This window comes from Streptomyces sp. SGAir0957 (assembly GCF_043523415.1).
On the sequence record NZ_CP027293.1, the window covers coordinates 1,037,777 to 1,056,349 of the forward strand.

Annotated in this window: 17 protein-coding genes; 7 read left to right on the forward strand and 10 right to left on the reverse strand. The window is 74.3% G+C overall.

The genetic code is table 11. The features are described 5' to 3' along the window. The first annotated feature begins 4 nt into the window (after positions 1-4). The gene (locus tag C1N81_RS09940; protein ID WP_394428391.1) at positions 5-2,389 is read left to right on the forward strand and encodes a beta-xylosidase/alpha-l-arabinosidase; all 2,385 of its coding nucleotides are present in this window, start codon (positions 5-7) and stop codon (positions 2,387-2,389) included. Positions 2,390-2,449: 60 nt separating this feature from the next. Here C1N81_RS09940 and C1N81_RS09945 read toward each other — a convergent pair whose 3' ends face one another. From C1N81_RS09945 to C1N81_RS09955, 3 genes are read right to left on the reverse strand one after another with little or no spacing between them, the layout of a single operon-like run. Further along, positions 2,450-2,920, reverse strand: coding sequence for an SRPBCC domain-containing protein (locus C1N81_RS09945; protein ID WP_394428392.1), 471 nt, complete (start codon positions 2,918-2,920; stop codon positions 2,450-2,452). Between the two features lie 18 nt (positions 2,921-2,938). Next, entirely contained in the window at positions 2,939-4,162 is a 1,224-nt protein-coding gene (locus tag C1N81_RS09950; protein ID WP_394428393.1) for a 4-hydroxybenzoate 3-monooxygenase, read from the reverse strand. 44 nt (positions 4,163-4,206) lie between these two features. Then, positions 4,207-4,473 (reverse strand): hypothetical protein, encoded by a 267-nt coding sequence (locus C1N81_RS09955; protein ID WP_394428394.1) that lies wholly within the window; start codon positions 4,471-4,473, stop codon positions 4,207-4,209. 85 nt (positions 4,474-4,558) lie between these two features. On the opposite strand from C1N81_RS09955, the gene C1N81_RS09960 reads away from it, so the two are divergent. Next, complete coding sequence (locus C1N81_RS09960) at positions 4,559-5,131, forward strand: DinB family protein (protein WP_394428395.1); 573 nt, start codon at positions 4,559-4,561, stop codon at positions 5,129-5,131. A gap of 5 nt (positions 5,132-5,136) precedes the next feature. On the opposite strand, the gene C1N81_RS09965 is transcribed toward C1N81_RS09960, so the two are convergent. The 3 genes from C1N81_RS09965 to C1N81_RS09975 form a co-directional block, all read right to left on the reverse strand. Beyond that, positions 5,137-6,198 carry a PP2C family protein-serine/threonine phosphatase gene (locus C1N81_RS09965; RefSeq protein WP_394428396.1) on the reverse strand — a complete coding sequence of 354 codons (1,062 nt, stop codon included), beginning with the start codon at positions 6,196-6,198 and terminating at the stop codon, positions 5,137-5,139. 162 nt (positions 6,199-6,360) lie between these two features. Next, positions 6,361-6,654, reverse strand: coding sequence for a YkvA family protein (locus C1N81_RS09970; protein ID WP_394428397.1), 294 nt, complete (start codon positions 6,652-6,654; stop codon positions 6,361-6,363). Positions 6,655-6,697: 43 nt separating this feature from the next. Beyond that, positions 6,698-7,492 carry an SDR family NAD(P)-dependent oxidoreductase gene (locus C1N81_RS09975; protein ID WP_394428398.1) on the reverse strand — a complete coding sequence of 265 codons (795 nt, stop codon included), beginning with the start codon at positions 7,490-7,492 and terminating at the stop codon, positions 6,698-6,700. A gap of 96 nt (positions 7,493-7,588) precedes the next feature. On the opposite strand from C1N81_RS09975, the gene C1N81_RS09980 reads away from it, so the two are divergent. Then, entirely contained in the window at positions 7,589-7,759 is a 171-nt protein-coding gene (locus C1N81_RS09980) for a hypothetical protein (protein WP_394428399.1), read from the forward strand. A gap of 15 nt (positions 7,760-7,774) precedes the next feature. Here the strand turns inward: C1N81_RS09980 and C1N81_RS09985 are convergent, their stop codons facing one another. Then, positions 7,775-8,290, reverse strand: coding sequence for a DUF5709 domain-containing protein (locus tag C1N81_RS09985; protein ID WP_394428400.1), 516 nt, complete (start codon positions 8,288-8,290; stop codon positions 7,775-7,777). A 136-nt stretch (positions 8,291-8,426) separates the two neighbouring features. Further along, positions 8,427-8,813 carry a hypothetical protein gene (locus tag C1N81_RS09990; RefSeq protein WP_394428401.1) on the reverse strand — a complete coding sequence of 129 codons (387 nt, stop codon included), beginning with the start codon at positions 8,811-8,813 and terminating at the stop codon, positions 8,427-8,429. Positions 8,814-8,900: 87 nt separating this feature from the next. Here C1N81_RS09990 and C1N81_RS09995 point away from each other — a divergent pair, with 87 nt between their 5' ends. Continuing rightward, positions 8,901-10,337 carry an SLC13 family permease gene (locus C1N81_RS09995; RefSeq protein WP_394428402.1) on the forward strand — a complete coding sequence of 479 codons (1,437 nt, stop codon included), beginning with the start codon at positions 8,901-8,903 and terminating at the stop codon, positions 10,335-10,337. 24 nt (positions 10,338-10,361) lie between these two features. Here the strand turns inward: C1N81_RS09995 and C1N81_RS10000 are convergent, their stop codons facing one another. Continuing rightward, the gene (locus tag C1N81_RS10000) at positions 10,362-13,145 is read right to left on the reverse strand and encodes an FUSC family protein (protein WP_394428403.1); all 2,784 of its coding nucleotides are present in this window, start codon (positions 13,143-13,145) and stop codon (positions 10,362-10,364) included. Beyond that, positions 13,142-13,603 (reverse strand): MarR family winged helix-turn-helix transcriptional regulator, encoded by a 462-nt coding sequence (locus C1N81_RS10005; RefSeq protein ID WP_394428404.1) that lies wholly within the window; start codon positions 13,601-13,603, stop codon positions 13,142-13,144. The genes C1N81_RS10000 and C1N81_RS10005 overlap by 4 nt, the downstream gene beginning before the upstream one ends. Before the next feature lie 108 nt (positions 13,604-13,711). Between C1N81_RS10005 and C1N81_RS10010 the strand changes: the two genes are divergently transcribed. The 3 genes from C1N81_RS10010 to C1N81_RS10020 all read left to right on the forward strand — a co-directional run bounded on the left by C1N81_RS10010 (position 13,712) and on the right by C1N81_RS10020 (position 18,559). Beyond that, on the forward strand, positions 13,712-16,312 hold the full coding sequence (locus tag C1N81_RS10010; RefSeq protein ID WP_394428405.1) for an ATP-binding protein: 2,601 nt from the start codon (positions 13,712-13,714) through the stop codon (positions 16,310-16,312). A gap of 101 nt (positions 16,313-16,413) precedes the next feature. Next, positions 16,414-17,817 (forward strand): FAD-binding oxidoreductase, encoded by a 1,404-nt coding sequence (locus C1N81_RS10015; protein WP_394428406.1) that lies wholly within the window; start codon positions 16,414-16,416, stop codon positions 17,815-17,817. 109 nt (positions 17,818-17,926) lie between these two features. Beyond that, positions 17,927-18,559 carry a DUF6629 family protein gene (locus C1N81_RS10020; RefSeq protein WP_394428407.1) on the forward strand — a complete coding sequence of 211 codons (633 nt, stop codon included), beginning with the start codon at positions 17,927-17,929 and terminating at the stop codon, positions 18,557-18,559. Positions 18,560-18,573: the final 14 nt, after the last annotated feature.

An 18,573-nucleotide genomic window follows, 5' to 3' on the forward strand; every position in this document is an offset into this window, starting at 1 on the left:
CCACATGACCCGAGCGGCCCGAGAACCCGGCCCGTCCGCCACCCCGCTGTGGCGCGACCCGAGCGCCGCCCCGGGAGACCGGGCCGACGCCCTGCTCGCCGAGATGACCCTCGAAGAGAAGATCGCCCAGCTCTACGGCGTCTGGGTGGGCGCCTCCGCGGAGGGCGGCGACGTCGCCCCGCACCAGCACGACATGGAGGAGCCGGTCGACCTCGACGAACTCCTCCCGCACGGGCTCGGCCAGCTGACCCGGCCGTTCGGGTCCGCGCCCGTCGACCCGGCGCTCGGCGCGCTCTCCCTCGCCCGCACCCAGCGCCGCATCGCGGCCGCGGGCCGGTTCTCCATCCCGGCCCTCGCCCACGAGGAGTGCCTCGCCGGATTCGCCGCCTGGGGCGCGACCGCCTACCCGGTGCCGCTCTCCTGGGGCGCCACCTTCGACCCGGACCTCGTACGGGAGATGGCGGCGGCGATCGGCCGCGACATGCGCTCGGTCGGCGTCCACCAGGGGCTCGCCCCGGTCCTCGACGTCATACGCGACGTCCGCTGGGGCCGCGTCGAGGAGACGATCGGCGAGGACCCCTACCTCGTCGGCACCGTCGCCACCGCCTACGTCCAGGGCCTGGAGTCGGCGGGCGTCGTCGCCACCCTGAAGCACTTCGCCGGGTACGCGGCGTCCCGGGCCGGGCGCAACCTCGCGCCGGTCTCGATGGGGCCGCGCGAGTTCGCGGACGTGGTGCTCGCGCCGTTCGAGATGGCCGTGCGGGAGAGCGGCGTGCGGTCGGTGATGCACGCCTACACCGACACCGACGGTATGCCCTCCGCCGCCGACGAGCGGCTCCTGACCGGGCTGCTCCGCGACACCTGGGGCTTCACCGGTACGGTCGTCGCCGACTACTTCGCCGTCGCGTTCCTCCAGACCCTGCACGGCGTCGCCGGGTCGCTCGGCGATGCGGCCGGTACGGCGCTCACGGCCGGTGTCGACGTGGAGCTCCCGACCGTCAAGGCGTTCGGCGAACCGCTGCGCAAGGCGATCGCCGACGGGCTCGTGCCCGAGGCGCTGGTGGACCGCGCGGCCCGCCGGGTCCTCGCGCAGAAGGCCGAGCTGGGCCTGCTCGACCCGGACTGGGACCCGTCCCCCGCGGCCCTCACCGGCGCGGCGGCCGAGCAGGCGCGCGGGACGGTCGACCTCGACACCGAGGGCAACCGCGAGCTGGCCCGCCGGGTCGCCGAGGAGGCCGTGGTCCTCCTGACCAACGACGGCACACTCCCCCTCGCCCCGCCCCCGGCACGTCGCATCGCCGTGATCGGCCCGCTCGCGGACGTGCCCACGGCGGTCCTCGGCTGCTACTCCTTCCCCGTGCACGTCGGCAGCCGTACGCCCGACAAGCCGCTCGGCATCGAACTGCCCACGCTGCGCGAGGCGTTGGCGGCGGAGTTCCCGCAGAGCGAGATCGTCTCGGCCCCGGGGCTCGACGCCGTGGACGCCGGACGCGGGGACGGTTTCGCCGCCGCCGTCGAACTCGCGCGCGGCGCCGACGTGGTCGTCACCGCGCTCGGCGACCGTGCCGGACTCTTCGGGCGCGGCACCAGCGGCGAAGGCTGCGACGTCGCCTCGCTCACCCTGCCCGGCGCACAGCAGGAGCTGCTCGACGCGCTCCTGGACACCGGCACCCCCGTGGTCGCGACCCTGCTCGCGGGCCGCCCCTACGTCCTCGGCCGGGCGGTGGAGGAGGCCGCCGCCGTCGTGCAGACCTTCTTCCCCGGCGAGGAGGGCACGCGCGCGATCGCCGGCGTCCTCAGCGGCCGGGTGCGCCCGTCGGGACGGCTGCCGGTCGGTGTGCCGCGGCAGTCCGGGGCGCAGCCCGCCACATATCTCGCGGCGCGGCTCGGGCACGCCTCGGAGGTGTCGAACCTGGACCCGGGCCCGGCCTTCGGCTTCGGGCACGGGCTCACGTACACGACGTTCGCGTGGACGGACCTGGAGGTGCCCGCGCAAGTGGCGCCCACCGACGGGGAGTTCGAGCTGGCGTGCACGGTCCGCAACACCGGCGCGCGGCCCGGCACCGAAGTCGTGCAGCTGTACCTGCACGACCCCGTCGCCTCGGTCGTGCAGCCGGTCCAGCGGCTCATCGGCTACGTGCGCCTCGACGAACTGGCGCCGGGCGAGGCGGTCCGGGTCCGCGCGCGGATCCCCGCGGACCTGGCCTCGTTCACCGGCCGGGCGGGGCGGCGCGTCGTCGAGCCCGGCGATCTGGAACTGCGCCTGAGCGCGTCGAGCACGCGCCCCCTGCTGACGGCGCGGGTGACGCTGACCGGGGCGGTACGGGAGGTCGACCACGGGCGGGAGCTGCACGCGCGGCTCACGGCGGAGCGGCTGCCCGGGGCCTGACCCCCGACACGTGTGCCCCGGCCCCGAACCGGCCGGGGCACACGTGTGTGCAGGGCTCGGTCACCGGGGGCGTTCGCGCTCCTCCACGTAGCGGGCGAGGTGCGCGAGCGCCATCCGGGTGCCCGTCTCGTTGTCGGCGGGGGGAACGGCGTCCGGGACGCCCGTGTGCACGAGGAGTACGTCGGTGCCGCCGCCGGCCGGGGTCAGGGTGGTGGTGAGCGTCATGGTGGTGCGCAGCGCGGGGTCGCCGGTCTCGAAGACGGACTCCTCGACGACCAGTTCGTCCGCGACGAGCCGGACGAAGGTGCCGGAGTAGGTGTCGGTGTGCGCGTCCGACTTCCCGGTGCCCGTCGCGGTGTCGTAGGTGAGCGAGATGCGGAACCGGCCGCCCTCGCGCGCCTCGAAGGTGTGGACATGGCCGCGCATCCCGTCCGGCGTCCGCCACACGGCGACCGCCTCGGCGTCGACGAGCGCCCGGTAGACGGCGGCGGGCGGGGCGGTGACGTGCCAGGACATCCGCGTCTCGTACATGGCCCAAGGCTAGCCGCGTCAGTACCGCTCCGCCGTGCCCAGATACTGCTCGGCGAACGCGGCGGCGGCGTGGCGCGAGGTGAACAGGCGGCGCAGCCGGGCCAGTGTGGTGCCCGTGCGGAACGGGTCGCCCGTGGCCGTGCCGTGGTACAGCTCCGAGAGCCACTGCGAGAACTCCTGGTAGTCCCAGACGCGGCGCAGGCAGGACCGGGAGTACCCCTCCAGCAGGTCGTCGGCGTCCGGCCTGCCGTGGAAGCGGGCGGTGAGGGCGTCGCCGAGGCGGAAGGCGTCGTGCAGGGCCAGGTTCATGCCCTTCGCGGCGATCGGGGCCACCAGGTGCGCGGCGTCCCCGGCGAGGAAGAGGCGGCCGTGGCGCATCGGTTCGACCACGTAGTCGTGCATGTCGAGGACGCGCTTCTCGATGAGCGGACCCTCGACGAGGGGCGCGGCGCCGTCCGCCGCGAGCCGCCGGTGCAGCTGGTCCCAGACGCGCTCATCGGACCAGCGGTCCGGATCGTCGCCGGGCGGGCACTGGAGGTAGTAGCGGGTCATCTCGGGGCCGCGCGGCATCTGGCCGGCGAACCCGTCGGGGTGCATGCCGAACAGCACGCGGTCCGCCGAGGGCGGCGCCTGCGCGAGCAGCGCCAGCCAGCCGATGCCGTAGTCGTGGCGGGCGACGCGGACCCGGCCCGCGGGCAGCGCGCCGCGGCTCGCTCCGCGCGCGCCGTCGCACCCGGCGACGACGTCACAGCGCAGGACGGTGCGGCGGCCCGTGTCGGGGCAGGTGTACGCGACCGAGGGGTGGTCGGTGTCGATGTCGTGCGGCCGGACGTCGCGGGCGGCGAAGCGGATGTCGCCGCCGCGCACGTCGGCGTACTCACGCACGAGGTCGGTGACCAGGAGGGGTTGCGGGTAGACGAAGTGGTGACTGCCCGTCAGTTCACCGTAGGAGAAGGGGTGGCGCTCCCCCTCGAAGCGGAACTCGCAGGCGGTGTGGCGCTCCGCGCGGGCGAGCAGGTTCGCGGCGAGGCCGCGCCGGTCGAGGGCGCGCACCGCCCACTCCTCGATGACTCCGGCCCGCGGCCGCCGCTCGATGAAGGCGCGGGTCTCGCACTCCAGGACCACGCAGTCGATGCCGGCCGCGCGCAGGATGTTGCCGACGGTGAGCCCGGCCGGGCCGGCTCCCACGATCACGGCCGGTACGTGCTCCTCGTGGCTCTCGTGGCTCTCGGAGGGGGTCACGCGGTCATTATGGCGACGTTCCCGCTCCGCGCCAGACCCTTGGCTCAGGGGGTGTCCCCCTGCCAGAGGAAGCGGCGCCGGTCGGTGTCCAGGGGCCCGTACAGGGCGCGGCCGCCCGGTCCGAACGCGCCCAGCTCGGTCGGCAGGGCGATCGCGGCGGACCCCCGCCCGGCGGACCGGTCCGTGACGTCCAGGAGGAGCCCGTCCAGCGGGCCGCCGATCAATTGCGCGTAGGTACGGCCGGGCCGGGGGCCCGCGTCCTCGTGGTCCGCGCCGTACACCCTGCCGCGCAGGAACTCCTGTTCGTCCATACCCCCACCCTCGCAGCCGCCACTGACAACGGCCGGTCGGACGGACTGCCGGTCGGGCGGACTGACGGTCGGGCAGACTGCCGCCATGAGCCAGATCGAACAGAAGAATGACCTGCTTTTCTATCTGCAGCAGGCCCGTGACGCCCTGCTGTGGAAGCTCGAAGGGCTGTCGGAGTACGACCTCCGGCGGCCCCTGACCTCGACGGGCACGAACCTGCTCGGCCTGGTCAAGCACGTGACCATGGTGGAGCTCGGCTACCTCTGCGTGACGTTCGGCAGGCCCCACGACGTGCCGATGCCGGACCCGGAGGAGGACTCGTACGCCACCGCCGACGAGTCGCGCGAGCTGATCGTGGAGCACTACCGGCGGGCGTGGACCCATGCCGACGCCTCGGTGCGCGAGCTGCCGCTCGACACGGTCGGCTCGGTGCCGTGGTGGGAGGAGGGGAAGCGGGAGGTGACGCTCCATCACGTCCTGGTCCGGGTGCTCGGTGACACCCAGCGCCACGCCGGGCACGCGGACATCCTGCGGGAGAACCTGGACGGGGCGGTGGGCTGGCGCGAGGACAACGACAGCCTGCCATCGCGGGACCCGGCGTTCTGGCGCGCCTACCGCGACCGGCTCCAGAACCTGGCCGAACAGGTCCGGGACCGCTAGCGGGGTCAGCCCTCGCGGTGGCGGAGCAGCAGCATCGCCGCGTCGTCGTGCAGCGGCCCCTTCGCGTGGTCGACGAGGTCGGTGCGCAGGCGCTCGATGGCGGCCTCCGCGTCGGGGTCCTTGAGCAGGGCGACGCGGTCGGCGAGCGGATAGAAGTCCCCGGCGCCGTCGCGCGCCTCGCTCACCCCGTCCGTGTAGAGGAGGAGCTGGTCGCCGGGGGCGAAGTCGACGGAGTACGGGGCGGGCCGCTCCCCGCCCTCCACGCCAATCCCGAGCGGCAGCGCGTACGCGGGCGGTTCCGGGAAGAGGGTGGAGCCGTCGGCGCGGACGATCAGCGGGGCGGGGTGGCCGAAGTTGAGGAACGTGACGTGGCGGCCGCCCGCCGGGATCTCGACGAGGAGGGCGCTGACGAACCGCTCGCCCTCCAGCTCCCGGTCGACGGCGCGCGCCAACCGCCGCCCCAGCCCTTCCAGTTCGGGTTCGTCGTGGGCGGCTTCGCGGAAGGCGCCGAGGACGAGCGCCGCCGTCTCCACCGCTTCGAGGCCTTTGCCCTGTACGTCGCCGATGAGGGCCCGCGTCGCACCGGCGGCGGCCACGACCTCGTACAGGTCGCCGCCGATGCGGGCCTGGGCGACGGCCGAGGTGTAGGAGACGGCGACGCGCAGTTCGCCCGCGACGCGGGGCACGGGCCGCAGCAGGACGCGCTGGGCGACCTCGGCGATGGAGCGGACACTGGCCAGTTCGGCGTCGCGCCGCTCCCGCAGCGCGACGGCGAGCAGGCCCGCCGCGGTGACGCCCGCGATGCTGATCGAGGCGATGTAGAGGCGTCGTTTGCCGAGTTCGCCGTCGCAGGCGGCGAGCAGGACGCAGAGCAGGACGGCGAGGACGCCGATGCGGGCGGTGCGCCGCTTGGTGCCGACGAGGCCCGCGAAGGCCGGGCCGAGCGACATCAGAGGGAGCAGCCCGAACCCGGCGGGGGTCCCCATCTCGACGAGGGCCACCAGCACCATCACGCAGTACGGCAGGGCCGGCAGCACCCGCCCGTCACGGCTCGTCGGCACGTTCATCGCATCGCTCCCCCGCCCGGTCGCCTGGTCAGTCGCTTCCGTCGGTTCCTGAGCGTATGCGTGTTTTCTTGGGGCTTGATGAGTCTCGCGCGATGTCGTTATCCGATCGCAGTGCGGAGTGTTCGGCAGGCCGTTCCGGCCCTGCGACCGAGGGCGTACCCGTCAAGGGCGTACCCGCTCCGACGGCGGCTTGACCGCGCGCGCCGCCGAGTGCAGTGACTTCAGCGCGACGAGGAGGATCCCGATGTCGTCGAGGTAGATGGGGTCGGGAAGCAGGTCGACCGGGGAGATCGTGTAGATCACGGCGGTCCAGAACAGGGCCTTGCTGCGCAGCGGGATCCCCGCGTCCAGCAGCAGCTTGCGCGCCTGGAAGACACGTACGAGGAGGTAGAGCGCGGCCACCAGCATCACCACGGCCGCCACCGTGGCGACGACGAACCACGTTTTGCCGTCCATCAGTCGTCCACCCCTGTCCCGGTTCCGCCTCGGACACCCGCGCTCACGGCAGGATGGAGTCCACGTACCCGCCGTCGACCCGGACCGCACCTCCGGTGGTCGCCGAAGCCTGCTCGGAGCTGAGGTAGACGACCATGTTGGCGATCTCCTCGGGCTCGATCAGGCGCTGGAGCAGCGACTGCGGGCGGTGCTCGCGCATGAAGGCCCGCTGTGCCTCGTCCCAGGGCAGGTCCCGGTCGACGAGTTCGTACACGAAGTCCTCGACGCCGCCGGTGTGGGTGGGGCCCGCGAGGACCGAGTTCACCGTGACACCGGTGCCCGCGGCCCGCTTGGCGAAGCCGCGGCTCACGGAGAGCAGGGCCGTCTTGGACATGCCGTAGTGGATCATCTCGGCGGGGACCACGACGGCCGAGTCGCTGGCGATGTACTGCACCCGGCCCCAGCCGCGCTCCATCATGCCGGGCAGGAACATGCGGGTGAGGCGGACGCCCGCGAGGACGTTGACCTCGAAGTAGCGCCGCCACTCGTCGTCGCTGATCTCAAGGGGTTCGGCGGAGCCGAAGATGCCGAGGTTGTTGACGAGGATGTCGGTCTCCGGGAGCGCCTCGGCGACACTGCGGGCGCCGTCCTCGGTGGCGAGGTCCGCGACGACCGGCACCAGGTCGGCGCCGGGCACCCGCGCGGCGAGTTCGGCGATCGCCTCCTCCACCCGGCCGGCCGAACGGCCGTTGACGCCGACACGCGCCCCGGCCCGCGCGAGGCCCGTGGCGATGGCCGCGCCGATGCCCTGCGTGGAGCCGGTGACGAGGGCGGTGCGCCCCTTGAGATCGATCTGCATGTTCCGTGTCCTTTGTTCCGTGTCCTTTGCGGGGGCCGCGGGGACGGGCGAGGATGGGGACCGAGGGGGCGCAACCGAGCCGAGGAGGCCGACGCCGTGCTCATCATCGCCGCGATGGTCCTGGGCGCGCTCAGCGTGGTCTGCGTGGGTGTCATCGCCCGCCGGTGCGCGACGGACGACATCACCCTCGGCCCGCCGGTGCTCGCGCTCGTGGCGGCCTTCACCTCGGTCGCGCTGATGCTGACCGCCACCGCGTACGGGCACTGAGCCGCCCGGAGCGGGTCAGAGCCGGCCGGCGTCCTCGTCCTCGTCGACCACGTGCACCGCGGCCTCCTCGGCCGACGCGGCGCCGCCGTCGATGCCGACGTCCTCGGCCAGTATGTCCTTCTCGGCGTCCTCGTGGGCGCCCTCGTCGGGGGCCAGGAGGCGGCCCGCCCGGTCGTCGCCGACCTCGTCGTCGAGGGGCTCGCCCTCGCCGCCCTCCAGGTCGCCGATCTCGTCGTCCTCCTCCTCGCCGGACTCCAGGGCCTCGTACGCGTCGACGACGGGGTCCGGGCGCTCCTCGGCGAGGCGCTCGTCGAGGGTCTCGCCCTCGCGCTGCTCGGCGGCCGTGGTGCCCTTGTGGTCGACGCCGAGCGGGCGCTCGGGCGGCGAGTAGCCCTCGTCGTGCGGGTCGACGCCGCGGTCCGTCAGGGTGTCCTCCGCCTCCAGGGCGCCTTCGTCGTCGCGCGCCTCCGGCTCATCGCTCGGCTGGTAGACCTCGTCGCCCATGAGCGCGTCGTCGTTCCCGTCGGTCATGCCGTGTCACCTCGTCTCTCTTCGCCCCGCAGGGGCACGTGCCCCGTTCCGGTCACGTAACCAGCCTGCGCCAGGTCACGCATGTCGGCCGCTTATCCGCTCATCCGGGGCGCAATCACCTCACGTCACATGAGGCTCAGAGTTCGTGCGGCACTACGACGACCTGCACCTCGTCCTCGTAGACGACGCGCCCCGGGTCGGCCGAGACCGCCCGGCGCCAGGCGACGCCGTGCGCGTCGAGGATCTCCAGATAGCCGGGGAGCCGCGCGAAGAGATGCGTGGCCGCCGGTTTGAACCAGGCGGCGGCTCCCGGGTTGACCGCCGGGTCGTAGACGGTCGGGTCGACGGTGGAGGGGTCGGTGTACGCGGTGTCGTACCAGGCGTTGTTCGCACGCCGGAAGCGCTCCTGCTCCGGGGTGAGCCGGCCGGCCCGGCCGAGGTTGTTGACCAGGCCGAACACGCCCTTGTGGTGGCCGTGTTCGTCGGGCGTGGCCGCTTCGTAGCGCGCGTACTCGGTCGTCATCGGGCGATCTTTTCACGTCCATCTCATTGACAGGCTCATGCAAGGTGGGGAAATTGGCTGAGCCACTCGACCAATCCGGAGTCGCCGATGTCCGCAGAGCTGCTCTCCATCCTCGTCCTGGCCGTCATCTTCGCCATCGCCACCACCCGCTCCGTCAACATGGGAGCCCTCGCCTTCGCCGCCGCGTTCGCCGTGGGCGGGCTCGCCGCCGACCTCGACGCGGACGCCGTGTTCGCGGGGTTCCCCGGAGACCTGTTCGTGGTCCTCGCCGGGGTCACGTACCTGTTCGCCATTGCCCGCGCCAACGGCACGACCGAGTGGCTGGTCCACGCCTCGGTCCGCATGGTGGGCGGCCGGGTCGCGCTCATCCCGTGGGTCATGTTCGCCGTGACCGCCGCGCTCACCGCGATCGGCGCGGTCAGTCCGGGGGCGGTGGCGATCGTGGCACCGCTCGCGCTCGGCTTCGCCGCGCAGTACGGGATCAGCCCGCTGCTCATGGGGATCATGGTGGTGCACGGGGCGCAGGCGGGCGGTTTCTCGCCGACCAGCGTCTACGGCTCGACGGTGAACAGCATCGTCGACCGCGAGCACCTGCCCGGCAACGAGGGCGCCCTCTTCCTCGCCAGCCTCGTCGTGAACACGGTCGTCGCGGGCATCGTGTACGTGGTCCTGATGCGGCGCGGCGGCGTCCCGGCGCGGGTGCCGGGGCGGGTCGCGGTGGCAGTGGCGGTGGGCGGGTCCGGTGACCCCGGCGAGCCCGGCGATTCCAGGGGCCCTGCTGGCTCCGGGGGCTCCGGGGGCTCCGGGGGCTCCGGGGGCTCCGGGGGCTCCGGGGGCTCCGGGGGCTCCGGGGGCTCCGGGGAGATGGTCGCGGAGGTCGGACCGGTCGCGCCCGGTGAGGTGCCGGCGCTCCCCGATGCCCCGCGTCTGGACGGGCCCCGGATCGCCACCCTCACGGGTCTTGTCGCGCTGGTCGTCGGCGCGCTCGTGTTCGACCTCGATGTCGGTCTGACGGCCATCACGATCGCGGTGGTGCTCAGCGTCGTGTGGCCCGCGACGAGCAGGACGGCGGTCGCCGACATCTCCTGGACCACCGTCTTCCTGATCTGCGGCGTCCTCACCTATGTCGGCGTGCTCGACGAGATGGGCACGATCAAGTGGGCCGGGGAGGGCGTCGGCGGCATCGGGGCCCCGCTGCTCGCGGCGCTGCTGCTCTGCTACATCGGCGCCATCGTCTCCGCGTTCGCCTCGTCCGTCGGCATCATGGGCGCGCTGATCCCACTGGCGGTGCCGTTCCTCGCGGCGGGCGAGGTCGGCGCGGTGGGCATGGTCGCGGCGCTCGCCGTCTCGGCGACGGTGGTCGACGTCAGCCCGTTCTCCACCAACGGGGCGCTGGTCCTCGCCAACGCGGAGGACGTCGACCGGGACCGGTTCTTCCGGCAGCTGATGCTCTACGGCGCCGGGGTCGTCGTCGTGGCCCCGGCGGCGGTGTGGCTGGCGTTCGTGGTGCCGGGCCTCGGCTGAGCCACGGCCGCCGGGACGCCGACGTCAGATCCGGGCGCCCGCCCCCAGGTCGACATCGTGGCGGACCGTCCCCGAGGGCCCCGTGACGGTGACGAGTTCGGCGCGCGGCGGGTGGTGGGAGGCGGAGACCACCAGGGTGTGCGTACCCGGGGGCAGCGCCTCCACGACGTACCGTCCGGCCGTGACCGGCGACTTGGCGAGGCGCTTGCCGCGGGCGCTGATGACCGTGACCCAGGCGGGGCAGCCGTCGGGGTGCGCGGCACAGTGGACGCCGCCCTCGACGCGGGCGGCGCCGGTACGGGCGGGCTCGCGGTGCCGCGGTTCGCTCCAGGCGGCCATGACGGAGCCGGTGCGCCGCTGCATCGGGGTGAGCGGGGGCTGCGCGGTGCGGCCTTCGGCGGCGACGGGGAGGCCGGCCTGTTCGGCGTAGGCGGCCATGGTCTCGTCGAGGGCGTCGAGCTCGCGCAGCGCGGTGGCCAGGCGCCGGGCGCGGGGGCCGGGTGCGGCGGGGGCGAGTTCGGCCTCCAGTTCGCGCACGAGCGGGCTGATACGACGCCAGACGCCGGTGCCTGTGCAGGAGGTGCCTGTGCAGGCGCCTGCACTGGTGCAGGTGCTGGTACCAGCACCTGCACCTGTACCTGTTCCGGCACCCGCTCCCGCACCCGCACCCGCTTCCACACCCACACCCACACCCACACCCTCCGCCTCGCCGCTCGCGAAGAACCGGTCCAGTTCCTTGAGCGACGCGGTCAGGGTGGTGGTGATCAGCCGGGCGCGTTCGGCGAGCCGCGGGGCCAGGTCCACGTCGATGTCGGCGGCGACGGCGAGCGCCCTGGCGTGTCCGGTCGCGGTGGCCAGGAGCGCGGCGCGGTGCTCGGCGGCGGGCCCGCGCACGCCGAGCGGCATCCGCACGAGGGGGCGGACGACGCTCCGCACCTGGCTGAGGGCGGCGTCCACGGCGCGGGCGGCGCCGCGCAGGCGGACCGGCTCGTCCGGCCGGGACCAGCGCTGTTCGACCTGGATGACGACTTGGGCGAGCGCGTCGACGTAGCCGCGTTCGGCCTCCTTGACGACGGTGCGGCGCGACAGCGGGAAGATCAGGGCGGCGCAGGCGGTGGCGACGAGTACGCCGATGCCGTTGTCGAGGAGCCGCTCGCCGAGCAGGTGGTTCATGCCGCTGTCGGGCGTGGTCAGGGCGTAGAGCTGGACGAGCGCGACGACGAGGCCGACGACCCAGCAGGCGTAGGCGCGCTGCATGCCCCAGGCGCCGAAGGTGAGTCCGGCGACGATGACGGCGAGGGTGGCGTAGACGTGGTCGCGGCCGATGAGGTGCAGGACGACGATGCCGAGGACGGCTCCGACGGCGGTGCCGACCATGCGGTGGCCGAACTTGCGCAGGCGTTCGTGGGTGGTGTTGGTGCCGAACAGCGTGATCATGACGCCGACCAGGCCCCAGTAGAAGCGGTGCGGGTCGATGGCGTCGGCGATCGGGCAGACGACGGCGGCGGCCACGGCGGCGTGCGCGGGGACGCGGATGAAGGGGACGACACGGCGCCAGCCGGTCTCGGAGCCCGCGGCGAGGACGCGCCGCGCGGGGCCCGCCGAGCCGGGCAGCCGGTCGTTCTCCAGGGCGACGGTCGGCTGGAAGGGGACGTCCGCGGCGCTGGTGGAGGTGGTGTGGCCGAGGGTGAGCCAGTTGCGCAGCGAGTCGGCGAGCGTGTCCAGGAGGTGGCCGATGCGGCGGGTCAGCACGGCGGCCTCGACGTGGTCGGCCGGTGCGGCGGGGTCCCGCAGGACCGCCTCGGCCCCGTCCTGGATGCGGGCGGCGACCGGGCGGAGCCCCTCCGCCTGGCCGAGCGGGGTGTCGCGGGCCAGGACGAGGCCGACGGCGAGGGCTTCGCGCAGCGGCTCGGGGACGGGGCGGCGGGTCAGTTCGGTGGTGGCCTGGCCGATGCCGCGCAGGGCGAGTTCGGCGTCGAAGAGGTGGCGGTGCAGGAGTTCCGCGGCGGCCGGGTCGGCGGCGACCTCGGGCTGGGCGAGGCGGCCGTCGATGGTGACGGTGGTGATGTTCAGGCGGCGCAGGGCGCGGTCCATGCGGCGTACCGCGCGCTCGGGGTCGGCGTCGGGGTCGAGCGCGTCGACGGCGGCGTCGGCGACCCGGCGGGCCTCCACGACGAAGGCGCGCTGCGTACGGAGCAGGTCCTCGCGGGGCATCGGGTAGCAGAGCAGGAGGCGGGTCGCGAGGACGGCGGCGGCGGAGACCAGGGCGACGGTGAACGCCTTGCCGACGAGCGCGGCGGGGATGCCCGCGAGCATGCCGACCATCAGGCCGTTGAACAGCATCATGCCGGTGAGCAGGGCCATCGGGCCGAAGCGCGCGAGGAAGAAGGTCAGCGCGAGGGCGCTGATCATGAGGACCATCTGCGCGGTGCGCTGCCCGTTCAGGCTCGCGCACAGCCACAGGACGGCGCTGTACGGGAACGGCATCCACAGGATGGCGCGGGCGAGCCGGTCCCAGGTGTTCTCGGCGACGGCGAACGCGCTCATCAGGCCCATCATCCCGGCGACCATCATGCCGATCATGTCCGGGATGTGGAGCGCCCCGGCCATGACGTGGCCGACGGCGAGGGAGGTGACCATGGCGACGAGGGAGCGCCAGCCCGCCTGGAGCTGGCCGAGCCCCGGGTCGGCCGCGAGCACCCAGTCCCACCCTCTGCGGGGGCCCGCGACCCGGCGGGGGGCGAGGTCGGCCGCGGCCGTGCGCGGGGTGGGGACGGCGGTCTCCGGCAGTGTGTCCGGGGTGGTCAACTGGCCTCCGATTCCATGGAGTTCACAAGGACGGCGATGGCTTCCCGCGCGGTGCGGACCGCGCGCTCCGAGTCGTCGATGCCGCCGTCGAGGGCGGTGAGCAGGGCCTGCGCCATGCGCCGGCGGCCCCGTTCGAGCAGGTCGCGGCCTGCGGACGTGAGCGAGGTCCGCACCGCGCGCCGGTCGTCGGGGCAGCGCTGCCGCTCGACGAGACCGGCCTCTTCGAGCTTCTGCAGGATCACGGTGACCCGGGGCTGTGCCATGCCGGTCGCGGCCGCGAGTTCGGTCACCCGGCGCGGGCCCGCATCGAGTGCGTCGAGCAGGGCGACCTGGCTGCGGGTGAGCCCGTAGTCCCCGGCCCGGAAGAGGGTCTGGGTGAGGTGTCCGATCCCGCGCAGCAGGCCGCGGGCGGCGCCCTCGATGCGCAGCGCTCCGGCGGGCTCCGAGGATAGATGCATATAGAAATTATATACATGCCACATACAAACACTTCACGCGGGGCACGGCCGCCCGTGACGGAGGACCGACCACTCCCCCGGCCGCCCGCGCGGTGGGAGAATCCCGGCGTGGACGGAGGGATCCTCGAACGGGATCTCGAACTGGACCGGCTGGCACGCGCCGTGCGCGACGCCACGTCCGGTACGGGCTCCGTCGTGCTCGTCCTCGGAGAGGCCGGGATAGGCAAGTCGTCCCTGGTACGGGCGGTACCCGGGGTACTGCCGCCCGGCGCGCGATTCCTGGTCGGCCAGTGCGACGACCTGGCCACGGGCCGCCCCCTCGGTCCCCTGCGCGACCTCGTCGGCAGCGTCGGCGCCGAGCTGGCGCGGGCGCTGCGCGACGCGAGCGACCGGCACCGGGTCCACGAGGCGCTCCGTGCCGAGCTGGCCGGCGCCCCCCACCCCGCCGTCCTCGTCGTCGAGGACGTGCACTGGGCCGACGAGGCGTCCCTGGACGCCCTGCGCTATCTGGTGCGCCGCGTCGAGAAGCTGCCCGCCGTGCTCGTCCTCACCTACCGCGACGACCAGCTCGGCCGCGGCCATCCGCTCCGCCAGCTCCTCGGGCTCGTGTCCGGGGCGGCCCGGGTCCACCGGCTGCCGCTGGCCCCGCTCTCGCCCGACGCGGTCCGTGTCCTGAGCGCGGCGGCCGACCTCGATCCGGCGCACGTCTACACGGTGACGTCGGGCAATCCGTTCTTCGTCGCCGAGGTGATCGCGGCGGGCGACACGGGCGACGTGCCGCCGACCGTCGTCGACGCGGTACTGGCCCGGCTGCGCGGCCTCACCGACGCCACCAGGGACGCGCTTGAACAGCTGGCGGTGGTGCCCTCGGCGGTGGAGCGGCCGCTCGTGGACACCCTGCTGGCCCGGGGCGACGAGGCGCTCGCGGCGGCCGAGCAGGCCGGGCTGCTCGTCGTGGCCGTGGACCGGGTGGCGTTCCGGCACGAGATCATCCGGCGCGCGATCGCCGACTCGCTGCCCGCGGCGCGGCGCATCGCGCTCGACCGGGCCGTGCTCGCCGCCCTCACCGCCGCCCCCGGCGCCGACCCGTCCCGCATCGTGCACCACGCGGCGGCGGCCGGGGACGCCGAGGCGGTGACCCGGTTCGGGCCGGGGGCCGCCCGGGACGCCACGCGGGCGGGCGCGCACCGCGAGGCCGCCGCCCATCTGCGGCTCGTCCTGCGCCACCGGCACCGTTTCGGCCCGGCCGAACGGGCCGAGCTTTTCGAGCAGTTCGCCGTGGAGAGCTACACCATCGGGGACTCGGAGGCCGCCGTCGGCGCGCAGGGCGACGCGGTGGCGCTCCGCCGCGACCTCGGCGACCTGCGGGCGCTCGGCGCGGATCTGCGCTGGCTGTCGCGCATCCACTGGTGGGCGGGGGACGCGGCCGCCGCGGAGGCCGCCGCCCGCGAGGCGCTCACCGTGCTCGAACAGGCCGGTGACGAGCGGCTCCTCGCGCTCGCCCTCAGCAACACCGCGCAACTGCGGATGCTGGCCGACGAGTACGCGCAGGCCGTCGAGTACGGCGAGCGGGCCATGGCGCTCGCCCGCGCCGTCGACGACAAGGCGATCCTCACGCACGCGCTCAACAATGTCGGCAGCGCCCGCTGGCGCTCGGGCGACCCGTCCGGGCAGCGGCAGCTGGAGGAGAGCCTGCGGGTGGCGCTTGCCGCCGGTGAGGTCGACCACGCGTGCCGCGCCTACGCGAACATCGTCTGGTTCCTCCTGGACGACCTGCGCCTCGCCGACGCCGACCGCTTCCTGACGCCCGCGATCGAGCTGGCCGACCGCGCCGAGCACCTGGGCTTCCTCACCTACTTCGAGGTCGAGCGGGCGCTGCACCGGTTCGCCGCGGGCGACTGGGGAGCGGCCGAACGATTCGCGCTGCTCGGCACCGATGTGTTCCCGCCCGCCCGCTGCCCCGCGCTCACCGTCCTCGCCCGCATCCGGATCCGGCGCGGCACACCCGGCGGCGACGACCTGCTCGACAAGGCGTGGCGGATCGCGGTCGGCACCCGGGAGCTCCAGCGGACGGCGCCGGTGGCGGCGGCCCGCGCGGAGGCCGCCTGGCTGCGCGGCGACCCGGCGGGCGTCGTCGCCGCCGTCGAACCGGTCCGCGCCCACGCGCGGGAGCTGCCCGCCCCGCCGCACCTGCCCGAACTCGGCTACTGGCTGACCAAAGCGGGCCGGAGCGTCGCACCGAGCCGCTCCGGACACCCGTTCGCGCTCCAGGCGGCGGGCCAGTGGGACAAGGCGGCCCGGCTCTGGCAGGAGGCCGGGTGCCCGTACGAACATGCGGCGGCCCTCGCCGAGAGCCCGGACCCGGCGGACAAGCTGAGCGCGCTCGCCGCCCTGGACGCGCTCGGCGCGCTGCCGCTCGCCCGCCGGATCAGGGCCGAGCTGCGCGGACTCGGGGTGCGGCACGTGCCGCGCGGCCCGCACGCGGCGACGCGCCGCAATCCGGCGGGCCTCACGGCACGCCAGCTCCAGGTCGTGCGGTTCCTGGCGGACGGGCTCACCAACCAGGAGATCGCGGACCGGCTCGTCGTCTCCGTCCGCACGGTCGACAACCACGTCCGCGCGATCCTGGAGAAGCTCGGCGCGCCCACCCGGCAGCGGGCCGCCGCGCGCGCCCGGGAACTCGGACTGCTCGACGCGGACAGAACATAGGTAGCCGGACAGCTAAAGGTGAGTGCCCGGCGCGCATACCGGAACCCGCTCCACGCCCGTAGAACGGGCGCACCACACTCATTCGTCTCCGGGGGGCCCGCATGACCATCACACCTGCCCAGGCGGCAGCGCGCGAACTCACCGCTTTCGGCGGGCGGTTGATCGGCCCGCAGGACGCGGCGTACGGCGAGGCGCGCAGCGTCTACAACGCCATGATCGACCGGCGTCCGGCGCTCGTGGCGCGCTGCGCCGACGCGGATGACGTCGCCCGCGTCATCGGCTTCGCCCGCCGCCACGGCCTTCCGCTCGCCGTGCGCGGCGGGGGCCACCACGGCGCGGGGCTCGGCACCTGCGACGGCGGGGTCGTCGCGGACCTGTCGCCGATGAACACGGTCGAGGTCGACGCCGCCGCCCGCACCGTACGCGTCGGCGGCGGCGCCACCTGGGGCCCGGTCGACGCGGCCACGCACGAGCACGGCCTCGCCACGCCCAGCGGCATCATCTCCACCACCGGCGTCGGCGGGCTCACGCTCGGCGGCGGCCTCGGCCACCTCACCCGCCGCTTCGGTCTGACCGTCGACAACATCCTGGCCGCGGAGGTCGTCCTCGCCGACGGCACCCGGGTGCGCGCGGACGCCGAGGAGAACACCGACCTGTTCTGGGCGCTGCGGGGCGGCGGCGGCAACTTCGGCGTCGTCACCTCGTTCACGTTCCGCCTGCACGAGCTGGCCACGGTCGTCGCGGGCCCCACCTTCTGGCCCGCCGAGCAGGGCGCCGAAGTCCTGGCCGCCTACCGGGACTTCATCCCGTCCGCGCCCCGCGACGCAGGCGGCTTCTTCATGTTCGCGACCGTGCCGCCCGCGCCGCCCTTCCCCGAGGAACTGCGTCTGCGCAAGGTGTGCGCCGTCGTCTGGTGCCACACCCACGACGACCCGGAGGCGGCGGCCCGTGCGATGGCCCCGCTCCTCGACGCGCTCCCCGAACCGCTGTTGCACGCCGTCGCCCCGATGCCGCACCCGGCGCTCCAGTCGATGTTCGACGGGCTCTACCCGCCCGGCGACCAGTGGTACTGGCGGGCGGACTTCGTGCGGGACATCCCCGACGAGGCGGTGGCGCTGCACGCCAAGTTCGGGGCCGAGGTGCCGACCGCGCAGTCCACGATGCACCTGTATCCGATCGACGGCGCCGTGCACGACCGCGCCGCGTCCGACACCGCCTTCGCCTACCGGGGCTCCCGGTGGGCGAGCGTCTTCGCGGGCGTCGACCCGGACCCGGCCAACGCAGGGCTGATCAAGCGCTGGACGGTCGACTACTTCGAGGCGCTGCACCCGTTCTCGGCGGGCGGCGCCTACGTGAACATGATGATGGACGAGGGGCAGGAGCGCGTGCGGGCCGGTTATCAGGGCAACTACGCGCGGCTCGCCCGGGTGAAGGCGGCGCTCGACCCGGAGAACGTGTTCCGCCTCAACCAGAACATCGAGCCGGACCCGGGTCCCGGCGCCTGACCGGACCGGTGCGGCCCCGCATCCGACCGGACCGGTGCGGCCCCGTCCCCGACCGGACGGGTTCGGCCGTCGACGCGCCGGGCGGGGCCGGGGACCGTAGCGTGGCCGCATGTGCTGGAGCGCGACGGCCGACCTCGTGGCGGGGAGCGCGATCACCGCGGTGGGGATCGCCTGTGTGGCCCGCGCCGCCCGCGTCCGGCCGCGCGCCCTGCCGCTCGCGGCGCTCCCGCTGCTGCTCGGCGCGCACCAGATCATCGAGGCGGTGATCTGGAACGACAGCGGCGGCCGCGGCCCCGCCGTCCTCGCCTGGGCGGTGATCGCCCTGCCGCTGCTTCCGCTCTGGGTCCCGGCGGGCGTGCTGTGCGTGGCGCGGCCACGGGCCCGTCGGCGGCTGTGGCCCCTGCTCGCGTGCGGGGCCGTGACCTCCGCGGCCCTCGCGTACGTGCTGGCCACGAGAACCGTCACGGCCACCGTGCGCGGCCATACCATGGCCTACGCGATCGGCCTGCCGCACGCGGGACTGCTCGTCGCCGGCTACCTCCTGGCCACGATCGGCTCCCTGCTCCTGTCCGGCGAGAAGGGTCTGATGCTGCTCGGCGGCCTGGTCGGGGCCGCCGCCGCGGTGTGCACGGCGCTGTGGCGCTGGGAGTTCGTGTCGACGTGGTGCGCGGCGGCGGCGGTGTGCTCCGTGGTGCTGTACGCGTGGACACGCAAGGCGGCACCGGCACCGGCCGAGAGCTGACCCCTCCCCTCGAC

What these genes read in the sequence shown, in the direction of transcription:
- C1N81_RS09955 (WP_394428394.1), bottom strand. Translation starts at nt 4,473, where the DNA reads ATGGACGAACAGGAGTTCCTGCGCGGCAGGGTGTACGGCGCGGACCAC.
- C1N81_RS09970 (WP_394428397.1), bottom strand. Translation starts at nt 6,654, where the DNA reads ATGGACGGCAAAACGTGGTTCGTCGTCGCCACGGTGGCGGCCGTGGTG.
- C1N81_RS09960 (WP_394428395.1), top strand. Translation starts at nt 4,559, where the DNA reads ATGAGCCAGATCGAACAGAAGAATGACCTGCTTTTCTATCTGCAGCAG.
- C1N81_RS09940 (WP_394428391.1), top strand. Translation starts at nt 5, where the DNA reads ATGACCCGAGCGGCCCGAGAACCCGGCCCGTCCGCCACCCCGCTGTGG.
- C1N81_RS09965 (WP_394428396.1), bottom strand. Translation starts at nt 6,198, where the DNA reads ATGAACGTGCCGACGAGCCGTGACGGGCGGGTGCTGCCGGCCCTGCCG.
- C1N81_RS10015 (WP_394428406.1), top strand. Translation starts at nt 16,414, where the DNA reads ATGACCATCACACCTGCCCAGGCGGCAGCGCGCGAACTCACCGCTTTC.
- C1N81_RS09985 (WP_394428400.1), bottom strand. Translation starts at nt 8,290, where the DNA reads ATGACCGACGGGAACGACGACGCGCTCATGGGCGACGAGGTCTACCAG.
- C1N81_RS10020 (WP_394428407.1), top strand. Translation starts at nt 17,927, where the DNA reads ATGTGCTGGAGCGCGACGGCCGACCTCGTGGCGGGGAGCGCGATCACC.
- C1N81_RS09945 (WP_394428392.1), bottom strand. Translation starts at nt 2,920, where the DNA reads ATGTACGAGACGCGGATGTCCTGGCACGTCACCGCCCCGCCCGCCGCC.
- C1N81_RS09975 (WP_394428398.1), bottom strand. Translation starts at nt 7,492, where the DNA reads ATGCAGATCGATCTCAAGGGGCGCACCGCCCTCGTCACCGGCTCCACG.
- C1N81_RS09990 (WP_394428401.1), bottom strand. Translation starts at nt 8,813, where the DNA reads ATGACGACCGAGTACGCGCGCTACGAAGCGGCCACGCCCGACGAACAC.
- C1N81_RS10005 (WP_394428404.1), bottom strand. Translation starts at nt 13,603, where the DNA reads ATGCATCTATCCTCGGAGCCCGCCGGAGCGCTGCGCATCGAGGGCGCC.
- C1N81_RS09995 (WP_394428402.1), top strand. Translation starts at nt 8,901, where the DNA reads ATGTCCGCAGAGCTGCTCTCCATCCTCGTCCTGGCCGTCATCTTCGCC.